A 12,313-nucleotide genomic window follows, 5' to 3' on the forward strand; every position below is an offset into this window, starting at 1 on the left:
ATCCGTGCAATTCGGCGGTCGATTTTTGCTCTTCTTAAATGAATTGGCGTCAGATTCGGCAGCGTCGGGCGCCGGTCCGCTGCGTATCGCCTTTGCCGGCCTGTTAACGTCCCGGGGTAGAGTATGTCGTTTCAGTCCCAGCGTCTTCGCGCCGTCACGCGCATCGGATTCATCTCGCTGGCCGCAGCCGTGCTGTGGCCCGCGCTCGCATCGGCTGCGCCGGATCCCGACCGGATTGCCGTCAATGTCGATCAGGCCAAGCTGGTCAAGCTGCCCGGAGGGATCGCGACCATCGTGGTCGGCAATCCGCTGATCGCCGACGTCACGCTGCAGAACGGCGGGGTCGTCGTCGTCACCGGCAAGGGCTATGGCGCCACCAACTTCATCGCGCTCGACCGCACCGGTCAGGTGCTGGTGGATCGCCAGATCCAGGTCGAAGGTCCGAGCGACCAGCTCGTTACCGTCTATCGCGGCATCGATCGCGAAACCTATAGCTGCATGCCGGTCTGTCAGCGCCGAATCACCCTGGGTGACGGCGAGACCTACTTCAAGGCGACCATGGACCAGGCCGGTTCGCTCAACAGCCAGGCCTCCGGCTCCGGAGCGGGCGCCAAACCGCAGAACTAGCGTTTGCTCGGCCCAGCGCCGCGTGCGCCGGGCCCGCAGCCACGCGCGGTTCACCCGACATGGTTAAGAAAGCCCTGACGGATCGGGTCGCTCTGTCTCGATCTCCAGAAACACTTCGACAACGAGTCCTAGGGTAGTTGTTGCTGCCATGTTGATCTGGGGTCGTTAATGCCGCTGCCCGCTGGTTCCTTCGCGAGCCTCCTCCATCGCTTTCGTCGAAACCGCCGCGGTGCCACCGCGGTCGAATTCGCGATGGTCGCGCCGCTGTTTTTCGGGCTGCTGTTCGCGATCATCGAAGTGGCCATGATCTTCTTCGCAAGCCAGGTGCTCGAGACGGTGACGCAGGATTCGTCCCGCTTCATCATGACCGGTCAGGCCCAGGGCCAGAGCTACACCCAGCAACAATTCAAGAACTACGTCTGCGGCCAGGTCAACGCGCTGTTCGACTGCGCCAATGGCGTCTATGTCGACGTGCGCAGCTATTCTTCGTTCAGCAACGTCAACATCACCGCCCCGATCGATTCCAACAAGGCGTTCATTCCAACCATGAAATGGTGCCCCGGCAAGGACGGCGACGTCGTGGTGGTCCGGCTGTTCTATCAGTGGCCGTTGTTCGTCACCAAGCTGGGCTTCAACGTCGCCAACCTCGCCAACGGCACGCGGCTCCTGACGGCGACCGCGACATTCAAGAACGAGCCATCAGGAACCGCCGGGGCGACATGCTCATGAGCAATGTCCTGAAAACCTTGCCCGCGCGCCTGCTGCGCTCCGTTGCGGCACTCAGGCATGATTGCCGCGGTCTCGCCGCCGTTGAGTTCGCTTTCGTCCTGCCGTTGATGCTGGTGTTGTTCTTCGGCACCGTCGAGTTCTCGTCCGGCGTCGCGGTCGACCGCAAGGTCACGCTGATGGCGCGCGCGTTGTCGGACCTGACCTCGCAGGCCACCCAGGTGGCCGACACCGACCTGCAAAACTTCTTCAGCGCCAGCGTCGGCATCATGACGCCCTACGATCCGACGCCGACCAAGGGGACGTTGTCGGAAATCTATGTCGATCCGAAAGGTGTCGCGCGGATACAATGGAGCAAGTCGGGGGTCATCAACTCCGGCGCCTCGACGGCCACCCTCACGACGTCGAGCCGTACGCAAGGCGATATCGTAACCAACATCGTTCCGACGGCACTGCTGGTGCCTGGCAGCTATCTGATCTTCAGCGAGATCAGCTACAAATACGTTCCGACGATCGGCTATGTGATGGCCAAGAGCGGCATCAATCTCAGCGACGTCGCCTACACAAGGCCCCGGCAGTCGGCTTGCGTGAACTATGCCCCGAGCTCTTCCGCCACGATGACCGGCTGCACGACTTACTAGAGCGTTTTCGAGCGAAGTGGATACCGGTTCGCGTGAAGAAAACGCGTCAACACAAGAACATAGAGCCCCGTTCCGATTCCATCGGAACGGGAAAGGCTCTAGACCTTGGTCTGGAAAGCGTTTGCGGAGGTCGTATTCAAACGCAACGCGTCGCGCGCCATCGCTCTCTCGCATTCTCCGACGATGCGAAGCTGCTTCGCGATCCAAACAAAAAGGGCCGCACCCGAAGGTACGGCCCTTGATGCTTTGACGGCAATTTCCCGGAGCTTCGCGCTGCCGGGAAATCGGCTTATCCAGCGGCGCGCAGATTGTCGGCCGAGGATTTGCCGGAACGGCGGTCAGCCACGATCTCGTAAGAGATCTTCTGGCCTTCACGCAGAGTGCCAAGGCCGGCGCGCTCGACTGCACTGATGTGCACGAACACGTCGTTCCCGCCTTCATCCGGCTGGATGAAGCCGTAGCCCTTGGTCGCGTTAAACCACTTCACGGTTCCCATGCTCACGTGGGTAGTCCCTTCTCAGATATACAAGTTCAAGACCCGCTGGTCGGCGGGGTGGTGAGATCGAATTTTTGGAAGGGTCGTCAGCGTCTGAACCGGCTGTACCGGTATTGGCTAATGTCGTCCGGCCGAAAATCGATGGGTAGGATATTATTCGATAGAAGAACTCAAAACAATCCTGACGTGCGCGATTTTTTGGCCGGCGCAGCCGCCGGCCAATTGTTGCGCAGGATGTCAGGACGTCATGCGCGCAACGGTTGCAATGCCCTGCCTATCGGCGGCGGAACTGACCGCCGCGCTGCGCGCCACCCCGCGGCGGGCCGCCGGGCGCGCCGCTCGGACGCTCGTCCTTGTGGCGGAAGATCAGGCGGCCCTTTTCGAGATCGTAGGGCGACATTTCGATCGTGACGCGGTCGCCGGCCAGCGTCTTGATGCGGTTTTTCTTCATCTTGCCGGCGGTGTAGGCGACGATCTCGTGTCCGGCATCGAGTTGCACCCGGTAACGAGCGTCGGGGAGGATTTCGGTCACCAGTCCTTCGAACTGGATCAGCTCTTCCTTAGCCATATGGTTCTCCAGATCGAGCGACGGCTAGTGCTTCGGTCGGTTGTTGCGGTTGTGTTGCGGGTTCGGCCGGCTCTCGCGATGCAAGAAGGCGACGCCCTGGATGCCTTCGCTGTTGCCGGCCTGCGACGGACGCGGCGACTCGCCCCGGCTCGTCTGCGGCGCGCCTTTATTACCACCTGGACGGCGGCGGCGGCGAGGCCCTTTTGCACCCGGAGCAGCCTCATTCCCACGGACATTATGCGCGCGGGGCGCAGAGCGGCCACCCCGATGCGGGTGGGTCGCCTGCGCCGGTGCAGCCGCCTCGCGGCCACCCTGCGTGCGGCGGTCTTCCCGCGGCACGGTAATCCGGATCAGCCGCTCGATGTCGCGCAGATAGCCCATCTCCTCGGCGCCGGCGATCAGCGAGATCGCGACCCCGTCGGCGCCGGCGCGCGCAGTGCGGCCGATGCGGTGGACGTAGGTTTCCGGGATGTTGGGCAGGTCGAAGTTCACGACATGGCTGACGCCGTCGACGTCGATGCCGCGCGCGGCGATGTCGGTCGCCACCAGCGTGCGGATCTCGCCGGAACGGAATGCCGCCAGCGTGCGCTCGCGGTGGTTCTGCGACTTGTTGCCGTGGATCGCATTGGCTTCGATACCGGCCTTGGCAAGGCTCTTCACCACCTTGTCGGCGCCATGCTTGGTGCGGGTGAAGACCAGGGCGCGGTTGACCGGCTCCTGCTTCAGGAGCTGGGCGAGGACCGCAGGCTTGGCCGCGAAATCGACCTGGATCGCGCGTTGGGCGATCCGATCGACCGTCGAGGCCACAGGCGTCACCGCCACGCGGGCGGGATCGCGCAGCATCGCCTCGGCGAGCTCGGCGATGTCCTTGGGCATGGTGGCCGAGAAGAACAGCGTCTGGCGCCGGATCGGCAGCTTGGCGACGATTTTGCGGATATCGTTGATGAAGCCCATGTCGAGCATGCGGTCGGCTTCGTCGAGCACCAGGAACTCGACCTGGTTGAGCTTCAGGCCGTTGCTCTGCACGAGATCGAGCAGGCGGCCGGGGGTGGCGACCATCACCTCGACGCCCTGCATCACGGCACGGACCTGGCGGCCCATCGGCACGCCGCCGATGGCGAGCGCCGAGGACAGCCGGATGTGGCGGCCATAGGTGTTGAAGCTGTCGAGGATCTGCCCGGACAGTTCGCGGGTCGGCGACAGCACCAGCACGCGGCAGCTCTTGGGCTGCGGGCGGATGCGGTTCTCGAGCAGCCGGTGCAGGATCGGCAGCGCGAAGGACGCGGTCTTGCCGGTTCCGGTTTGGGCGATACCGACGACATCCCGGCCGGCGAGCGCCAGCGGGATGGTTTGGGCCTGGATGGGGGTTGGCGTGAGATAATTCTCTTCTCGAAGCGCGCGGGCGATGGGATCGGCGAGGCCGAAATCCTGAAAGGAGGTCAAAGGTGGTTCTTTCCATAAAAGCCGTCATCGTCCGGGCCATAATCGGCCGGAAGCGCATGAAGGCATTCGGGACACCCGCGTGTCTGGGGCGTCTAGCTGGGTTAGCTGAAAGGCGAGCCAGAAGCCGCTTGGGGCAGCTTGAACACGCAGCTCGCGAAGGCACCGCGACTCTCGCGGGCATCAGCAGCATATGGACCAGGAACTGGGCGGTTTCAAGGTCGAATCGGCGGATTGGTGCGTGAAGTCCGCCGAACCATCGCGCAAACTGTCTCAAATGGATGCCGGAAATTTAGCCAGCGCGTCAATTTTGCTCATAAATTAATCTGACTGCTCTTTCGGCGGTCAAGCAAGCGGCCCAATGATTGGGCAGTCGCGTTCCGTATTTGCCCGGAACCCTTGAAATTATCCTGCTGGTTCATCGGCTTACGGTGCCCACGCACCGTGGCACAGTTCTTGCGATTCCCTTAACCGCAGGCGGCCATGCGGCCGTTTCGCAAGCGTTCACGCCTGCGTCAGGGAGACGACATTTCATGCTTACTCAGCTTACTCACGGAATAGCGACGTTGACCCGCCGCCGCGCGCTCGCGGCGACGGCCGGCCTGGTTTTAGGTCTGGCTGCGTCCTCGTCCTTCGCGCCCGCGCAAGCGGCCGACGACACCATCAAGGTTGGTATCCTTCACTCGCTGTCGGGCACCATGGCGATCAGCGAAACCACCCTGAAGGACACCATCCTTTTCCTGATCGACGAGCAGAACAAGAAGGGCGGCGTGCTCGGCAAGAAGCTCGAGCCGGTCGTGGTCGACCCCGCATCGAACTGGCCGCTGTTCGCCGAAAAGGCCCGCGAGCTGATCACCAAGGACAAGGTTGCTGTGGTGTTCGGCTGCTGGACCTCGGTGTCGCGCAAGTCCGTGCTCCCGGTGTTCAAGGAGCTGAACAACATCCTGTTCTATCCGGTGCAGTATGAGGGCGAGGAGTCCGAGCGCAACGTGTTCTACACGGGTGCGGCGCCGAACCAGCAGGCGATCCCCGCGGTCGACTATCTGATGAAGGAAGAAAAGGTGAAGCGCTGGGTGCTGGCCGGCACCGACTACGTCTATCCGCGCACCACCAACAAGATCCTGGAAGCCTATCTGAAGTCGAAGGGCGTCGCCCAGGACGACATCATGATCAACTACACGCCGTTCGGTCACTCCGACTGGCAGACGATCGTCGCCGACATCAAGAAGTTCGGCTCGGCCGGCAAGAAGACCGCGGTGGTCTCGACCATCAACGGCGACGCCAACGTTCCGTTCTACAAGGAGCTCGGCAACCAGGGCATCAAGGCGACCGACATCCCGGTGGTCGCGTTCTCGGTCGGCGAAGAAGAGCTCGCCGGCATCGACACCAAGCCGCTGGTCGGCCATCTCGCCGCCTGGAACTACTTCGAGTCGATCAAGACCCCTGCGAACGAGAAGTTCATCAAGGAGTGGCAGGCCTACACCAAGAACCCGAAGCGCGTGACCAACGATCCGATGGAAGCGCACTACATCGGCTTCAACATGTGGGTGAAGGCGGTCGAGAAGGCGAAGTCGACCGATCCGGACAAGGTGATCGACGCTCTCCCGGGCATCGAGACGCCGAACCTGACCGGCGGCGTGGCCAAGATGCTGCCGAACCATCACATCACCAAGCCGGTGTTCATCGGCGAGATCAAGGGCAACGGCCAGTTCGACGTGGTCTGGAAGACCCCGGGCCTGGTGGCCGGCGACGCCTGGTCGAAGGAGCTCGAGGGCTCCAAGGACCTGATCGGCGATTGGGTCGGCAAGAAGTGCGGCAACTACAACACCAAGACCAACAAGTGCGGCGGCCAGGGCTCCTAACAAGGCGCACCTGACCTCAACAACGACACAACACAACCTTCCGACACCGGAGAAGGCGGCATTGATCGCCGCCTTCTCCTCCACTCCTGCCGGGGTCCCGACGTGTTTGCCATTTGTATTGATCGCTTTCGTGCGCTTTGTCTCTCGATCCTGCTGCTGAGCTGCCTTGCCGTGCCGGCGCTGGCTGGCCCGTTCGAGGATTCGGTCGCCAAATTCGCCAATGACGAGTTCTCCGACACCGAGGCTGCGATCGGCGAGGTTGCTTCATCGGGCAACGCGCTGGCTCCGCGCATCATCGGCGCGCTGCAAGACGGCCGGTTGTCGGCCGATCCGGACAGCAAGAAGGTTTACATCACGCAGACCGACGGCAAGATCATCGACGCCGCCACTGGCGCGGCCGTCGACAAGCTGCCGGACAATGCCGCCGCCGTGCGCCTCAACAACCGCTTGCGCCGCACCGTGGAAGCCGCGCTCGGCGGCCTGACGCTGCTGTCGTCGGATCCGGCCAAGCGGCTCGCCGCGGCACAGTCGGTGTTCAAGAGCCACGAGGAAAACCTGCTGCCGACGGTGGAGAGCGCGCTCGCCAAGGAGAGCGTCAAGTCGATCAAGCAGGCCTTCGCCGAGGCGCGCGCCGCCATCGTCCTGTTCAAGTCGGATGCATCCGACAGCGACAAGCTCGACGCCGTTGCCGTGATCAAGGCGCGCGGCGACCAGGAGGCGCTGGCGCTGCTCACCGGGCTCGGCGACCAGCCGCCGCTGGTGGCCAAGGCAGCCGCAAGTGCCGTGTCCTCGATCCAGAGCAATCTTGCGATGTGGTCGATGGTGCAGAACGCCTGGTACGGCCTGTCGCTCGGTTCGGTGCTGCTGCTGGCCGCGATCGGCCTTGCCATCACCTTCGGCGTGATGGGCGTCATCAACATGGCGCATGGCGAGATGGTGATGCTCGGGGCCTACACCACCTTCGTGGTGCAGGAGGTGATCCGCACCCGCTATCCCGCACTGTTCGACTATTCGCTCTTGATCGCGGTGCCGCTCGCCTTCGTGGTCGCGGGCGCCATCGGCGTCGTGATCGAGCGCACCATCATCCGCTTCCTCTACGGCCGTCCGCTGGAGACGCTGCTCGCGACCTGGGGCCTGTCGCTGGTGTTGCAGCAGGCGGTCCGCACCGCGTTCGGCCCGACCAACCGCGAGGTCGGCAACCCCTCCTGGATGAGCGGCGCCTTCGAGCTCGGCCAGATCACCATCACCTATAACCGGCTCTGGATCCTCTGCTTCACGCTCGCGGTGTTCGCCATCCTGCTCGCGATGCTGCGCTACACCGCGCTCGGCCTCGAGATGCGCGCGGTGACCCAGAACCGCCGCATGGCGGCCTCGATGGGCATCGCCACCTCGCGGGTCGACGCGCTGACCTTCGGCCTCGGCTCGGGGATCGCCGGCATCGCCGGCGTCGCGCTGTCGCAGATCGACAATGTCAGCCCGAATCTCGGTCAGAGCTACATCATCGATAGCTTCATGGTCGTGGTGTTCGGCGGCGTCGGAAATCTCTGGGGCACCCTGGTCGGCGCCTTCACGCTCGGGATCGCCAACAAGTTCCTCGAGCCGGTGGCAGGTGCGGTGCTCGGCAAGATCGCGATCCTGGTGCTGATCATCCTGTTCATCCAGAAACGGCCGCGCGGCCTGTTCGCGCTCAAGGGCCGGGCGGTGGAAGCATGACGCCGCACATCCTCACCCGTTCGCTCGACCGTGCCGCGACCGCGTTCGTGCTGCTCGTCGCCGCGCTCGGCGTACTGATCCCGCTGTCGAACCTGTTGCTGCCGCAGGGCTCGATGTTCCAGGTGCCGACCTATCTGGTGGCGCTGTGGGGCAAATATGTCTGCTACGCCATCCTCGCGCTCTCGATCGATCTGATCTGGGGTTATTGCGGCATCCTCTCGCTCGGCCACGGCGCGTTCTTCGCGCTCGGCGGCTACGCGATGGGCATGTACCTGATGCGGCAGATCGGCAGCCGCGGCGTCTACGGCAACCCGATCCTGCCCGACTTCATGGTGTTCCTGAACTGGGACAGGCTGCCCTGGTACTGGTACGGCTTCGACAAATTCGCCTTCGCGGCGCTGATGGTGCTGCTGGTGCCGGGCCTGCTCGCCTTCTGCTTCGGCTGGCTCGCCTTCCGCTCGCGCGTCACCGGCGTCTATCTGTCGATCATCACGCAGGCGATGACCTACGCGCTGCTGCTGGCGTTCTTCCGCAATGATTTCGGCTTCGGCGGCAACAACGGCCTGACCGACTTCAAGGACATCCTCGGCTTCAACGTGCAGGCCGAAGGCACCCGTGCCGCGCTGTTCCTGCTGAGCTGCCTGGCGCTGATCATCGCGTTCCTGATCTGCCGCGCGATCGTGACCTCGAAGCTCGGCAAGGTGCTGATCGCGGTGCGCGACGCCGAAAGCCGCACCCGCTTCCTCGGCTATCGCGTCGAGTCCTACAAGCTGTTCGTGTTCACGCTGTCGGCCTGCATGGCCGGCGTCGCCGGCGCGCTCTATGTGCCGCAGGTCGGCATCATCAATCCAAGCGAATTCGCGCCGGGCAATTCGATCGAGGCGGTGATCTGGGTCGCGGTCGGCGGCCGCGGCACGCTGATCGGCGCCGCGCTCGGCGCCGTCGTCGTCAACTATGCCAAGACGTTCTTCACCTCGGGGCCGCTCGCCCCGTATTGGCTGTTCATGCTCGGCGCGCTGTTCATCCTGGTGACGCTGCTCCTGCCGAAGGGCATCGTCGGCACCTTCAACAGCTGGTGGGAGACGTCGAAGGCGAGGAACGGCTCTCCCGACGCTGGCAGCGCTGCGCGCGAAGATGGCGTCGGCGCACCGAACCCGGCGGAGTAGGCGGATGAACGTGATGGATACCCGCGCCACCTCGGCGATGCTCTATCTCGACGGCGTGCACGTCTCGTTCGACGGCTTCCATGCCATCAACAATCTGTCGCTGACGCTGGCGCCTGGCGAGATGCGCGCCATCATCGGCCCGAACGGCGCCGGCAAGACCACGATGATGGACATCATCACCGGCAAGACCAAGCCGGACGAGGGCACCGTGCTGTTCGATGGCACCGTCGACCTGACCCGCCTCGACGAGACCCGGATCGCCGAGCTCGGCATTGGCCGCAAGTTCCAGAAGCCGACGGTGTTCGAGAGCCAGACCGTGCAGGACAATCTCCTGCTCGCGCTCAACGTCGATCATTCGGTGCGCGGCACGTTGTTCTGGCGCGGCAGCAGGGCCGAGTCCGAGCGGATCGACAAGGTGCTGGAGACCATCCGCCTGACCGATGCGCGCAACCGCCTCGCCGGCAGCCTGTCGCATGGTCAGAAGCAGTGGCTCGAGATCGGCATGCTACTGGCCCAGGATCCCAAGGTGCTGCTGGTCGACGAGCCGGTTGCCGGGATGACCGACGTCGAGACCCATCTGACCGCGGAGCTGCTGAAGGAGATCAACAAGAATCACACCATCATGGTGGTCGAGCATGACATGACCTTCGTGCGCGAACTTGGCGTCAAGGTGACTTGCCTGCATGAGGGCTCGGTGCTCGCCGAAGGCTCGATCGACCAGGTGTCGTCGAACGAGCGGGTGGTCGAAGTGTATCTGGGGCGCTAGGCGATGCTGAAGATCGACAATATCAACCTCTATTACGGCGCGGCGCAGGCGCTGCGCGGCGTCTCGCTCACCGCCGAGCCCGGCAAGGTGACCTGCGTGCTCGGCCGCAACGGCGTCGGCAAGACCTCGCTCTTGCGCGCCATGGTCGGGCAGTATCCGATCGCGTCCGGCGCGATCAATTTCGACGGCAAGGACATTACTGCACTAAAACCTTATGAGCGGGCGCGGCGCGGCATCGGCTTCGTGCCGCAGGGCCGCGAGATCTTCCCGCTGCTGACGGTGGAAGAGAATTTGAAGACCGGCTTCGGCCCCTTGAAGCGCGAAGACCGCAACATCCCCGATGACGTGTTTTCGCTCTTCCCGGTGCTGGAGACCATGCTCGGCCGCCGCGGCGGCGACCTCTCCGGCGGCCAGCAGCAGCAGCTCGCGATCGGTCGCGCGCTGGTGATGCGGCCGAAACTGCTGCTGCTCGACGAGCCGACCGAGGGCATCCAGCCCTCGATCATCAAGGATATCGGCCGCGCCATCTCCTATCTGCGCAACCTCGGCAACATCGCCATCGTGCTGGTCGAACAATATCTCGACTTTGCCTGTGAACTCGGCGACAGTTTTGCCGTGATGGACCGGGGCGCGGTGAAATATGCCTGCGATCGCGCAAGCCTCGATCCCGCCGAGATCAGCCGCCAGATGGCGCTGTGAAGACAATGTGACGCCGCCTTTCATGGCGCGCGAGGGAGCGTCGGGGGAATGCGGAGCGGGATCGCAGGCGCGGCAGCGGCGACGTTTGCGGCCAACCGTGCCCAGGGCGCAGTCCGGTTCGGCGTTCACCGCAAGGACGGCGCCACCCGACGCGGCGATCTTCATGAGTCAGGTTCGCTGCGCGTCCGCTTCCCGTCGCCCGAGGATGACGGGCTATCGGCCATGTTCGTCAATACCGCTGGCGGCATTGCCGGCGGTGACCGCTTCGATGTTGCGATCACGGCCGGCGAGGGCACCCGCCTGACACTGACCACGGCGGCGGCCGAAAAAGTCTACCGCGCGCCGGGCGCGGCGGCGCGGCTCGATATCTCCCTCAAGGCCGCCGACGGCGCGCATCTCTCCTGGCTGCCGCAGGAGACCATCCTGTTCGACCGCGCCCGCATTGTCAGGAGCATCGACATCGACCTCGCCGAGGCTGCTTCGCTCCTGCTCTGCGAGATCGTGGTGTTCGGCCGCGCCGCGATGGGCGAGACCATGCGGCATGGCGAGTTCGTCGACCGTTGGCGGATGCGGCGTGGCGGCCGGCTGGTGTTTGCCGAGACCGTCAGGCTCGACGGCGAGATCGGCGAGAAGCTGGCACGGCCCGCGATTGCCAATGGCGGCTGTGCGATCGGCACCGCGCTGATCGTGCCGGGCGACGAGGCTCTGGTCGAACGCATCCGTGAGGCGTCGAACAGCCTCAGTGGCGAGGTCGGCATCTCGGCCTGGAATGGCTTTGCAATGGCGCGCTTCTGTGCCCAAGATGCGGCCCGGCTGCGCGCCGACATGATGGCGGTGCTCGGCCGCGCCTCCGCCGTGCCGCTGCCGCGGCTATGGCTCAACTGATCCTTATCAACGCTTTCAGAGTGCTCGCATGAATTTGTCTCCCCGCGAAAAGGACAAGCTCTTGGTTTCGATGGCGGCCATGGTGGCGCGCCGACGGCTCGAGCGCGGCGTCAAGCTGAACCATCCGGAAGCGATCGCGCTGATCACCGATTTCATCGTCGAGGGCGCCCGCGACGGGCGCACCGTCGCCGAGCTGATGCAGGCCGGCGCCAAGGTCCTGACCCGCGACCAGGTGATGACCGGCATCCCCGAGATGATCCACGACATCCAGGTCGAGGCGACATTCCCCGACGGCACCAAGCTCGTCACCGTGCACGAGCCGATCCGATAGGAGCGCGACATGATCCCCGGCGAACTCTTCATCAAGGACGGCGAGATCGAGCTCAATGCCGGCCGCAAGACCGTGACGTTGTCGGTCGCCAACGGCGGCGACCGCCCGATCCAGGTCGGCTCGCACTACCACTTCTTCGAGACCAACCCGGCCTTGAAATTCGACCGCAAGAAGGCCCGCGGCATGCGCCTCGACATCGCCGCCGGCACCGCGGTTCGTTTCGAGCCGGGCCAGACCCGCGACGTCCAGCTCGTCGCGCTCGCCGGCAAGCGCGTGATTTACGGCTTCCGCGCCGAGGTGAAGGGGAAGCTGTGACGAATCGTAAGGTGAGCACATTGCATAGGCTCCCTCCCCCCTTGCGGGGGAGGGTTGGGGAGAGGGGTAAGCCCCGGG

The 12,313-nt window shown here is 64.1% G+C and carries 14 protein-coding genes; 11 read left to right on the top strand and 3 right to left on the bottom strand.

Features of this window, described 5'->3' with window-relative positions:
- Positions 1-123: 123 nt before the first annotated feature.
- The 3 genes from B2W55_RS24045 to B2W55_RS24055 all read left to right on the top strand — a co-directional run bounded on the left by B2W55_RS24045 (position 124) and on the right by B2W55_RS24055 (position 1,994).
- Positions 124-627, top strand: a complete 504-nt coding sequence (locus B2W55_RS24045; protein WP_024581862.1) for a pilus assembly protein N-terminal domain-containing protein — start codon at positions 124-126, stop codon at positions 625-627.
- 168 nt (positions 628-795) lie between these two features.
- Positions 796-1,356: a TadE/TadG family type IV pilus assembly protein gene (locus B2W55_RS24050; RefSeq protein WP_024581863.1), complete on the top strand. Its 561-nt coding sequence runs from the start codon at positions 796-798 to the stop codon at positions 1,354-1,356.
- On the top strand, positions 1,347-1,994 hold the full coding sequence (locus B2W55_RS24055) for a TadE/TadG family type IV pilus assembly protein (RefSeq protein ID WP_024581864.1): 648 nt from the start codon (positions 1,347-1,349) through the stop codon (positions 1,992-1,994). Before B2W55_RS24050 ends, B2W55_RS24055 begins: the two co-directional genes overlap by 10 nt.
- 289 nt (positions 1,995-2,283) lie before the next feature.
- On the opposite strand, the gene B2W55_RS24060 is transcribed toward B2W55_RS24055, so the two are convergent.
- The 3 genes from B2W55_RS24060 to B2W55_RS24070 form a co-directional block, all read right to left on the bottom strand.
- The gene (locus B2W55_RS24060) at positions 2,284-2,496 is read right to left on the bottom strand and encodes a cold-shock protein (protein WP_016842648.1); all 213 of its coding nucleotides are present in this window, start codon (positions 2,494-2,496) and stop codon (positions 2,284-2,286) included.
- 268 nt (positions 2,497-2,764) lie between these two features.
- Positions 2,765-3,058: a translation initiation factor IF-1 gene (gene infA / locus B2W55_RS24065; RefSeq protein ID WP_016842649.1), complete on the bottom strand. Its 294-nt coding sequence runs from the start codon at positions 3,056-3,058 to the stop codon at positions 2,765-2,767.
- Positions 3,059-3,082: 24 nt separating this feature from the next.
- Positions 3,083-4,501: a DEAD/DEAH box helicase gene (locus B2W55_RS24070; protein WP_024581865.1), complete on the bottom strand. Its 1,419-nt coding sequence runs from the start codon at positions 4,499-4,501 to the stop codon at positions 3,083-3,085.
- Positions 4,502-5,031: 530 nt separating this feature from the next.
- Here B2W55_RS24070 and urtA point away from each other — a divergent pair.
- The 8 genes from urtA (at position 5,032) to B2W55_RS24110 (ending at position 12,235) form a co-directional block, all read left to right on the top strand.
- Positions 5,032-6,360, top strand: a complete 1,329-nt coding sequence (urtA, locus tag B2W55_RS24075; RefSeq protein ID WP_024581866.1) for an urea ABC transporter substrate-binding protein — start codon at positions 5,032-5,034, stop codon at positions 6,358-6,360.
- Between the two features lie 117 nt (positions 6,361-6,477).
- Entirely contained in the window at positions 6,478-8,073 is a 1,596-nt protein-coding gene (urtB, locus tag B2W55_RS24080) for an urea ABC transporter permease subunit UrtB (protein ID WP_043855486.1), read from the top strand.
- Positions 8,070-9,239 carry an urea ABC transporter permease subunit UrtC gene (urtC, locus tag B2W55_RS24085; RefSeq protein ID WP_024581868.1) on the top strand — a complete coding sequence of 390 codons (1,170 nt, stop codon included), beginning with the start codon at positions 8,070-8,072 and terminating at the stop codon, positions 9,237-9,239. Before urtB ends, urtC begins: the two co-directional genes overlap by 4 nt.
- A gap of 4 nt (positions 9,240-9,243) precedes the next feature.
- Positions 9,244-10,005, top strand: a complete 762-nt coding sequence (gene urtD / locus B2W55_RS24090; protein WP_024581869.1) for an urea ABC transporter ATP-binding protein UrtD — start codon at positions 9,244-9,246, stop codon at positions 10,003-10,005.
- Positions 10,006-10,008: 3 nt separating this feature from the next.
- Positions 10,009-10,704, top strand: coding sequence for an urea ABC transporter ATP-binding subunit UrtE (urtE, locus tag B2W55_RS24095; RefSeq protein WP_024581870.1), 696 nt, complete (start codon positions 10,009-10,011; stop codon positions 10,702-10,704).
- 48 nt (positions 10,705-10,752) lie between these two features.
- Positions 10,753-11,589 carry an urease accessory protein UreD gene (locus tag B2W55_RS24100; RefSeq protein WP_024581871.1) on the top strand — a complete coding sequence of 279 codons (837 nt, stop codon included), beginning with the start codon at positions 10,753-10,755 and terminating at the stop codon, positions 11,587-11,589.
- A gap of 28 nt (positions 11,590-11,617) precedes the next feature.
- Positions 11,618-11,920 (top strand): urease subunit gamma, encoded by a 303-nt coding sequence (locus B2W55_RS24105; RefSeq protein ID WP_021076833.1) that lies wholly within the window; start codon positions 11,618-11,620, stop codon positions 11,918-11,920.
- A 9-nt stretch (positions 11,921-11,929) separates the two neighbouring features.
- Positions 11,930-12,235 carry an urease subunit beta gene (locus B2W55_RS24110; protein ID WP_024581872.1) on the top strand — a complete coding sequence of 102 codons (306 nt, stop codon included), beginning with the start codon at positions 11,930-11,932 and terminating at the stop codon, positions 12,233-12,235.
- Positions 12,236-12,313: the final 78 nt, after the last annotated feature.

It is taken from the genome of Bradyrhizobium sp. UBA2491, assembly GCF_002341725.1.
GTDB lineage: Bacteria > Pseudomonadota > Alphaproteobacteria > Rhizobiales > Xanthobacteraceae > Bradyrhizobium.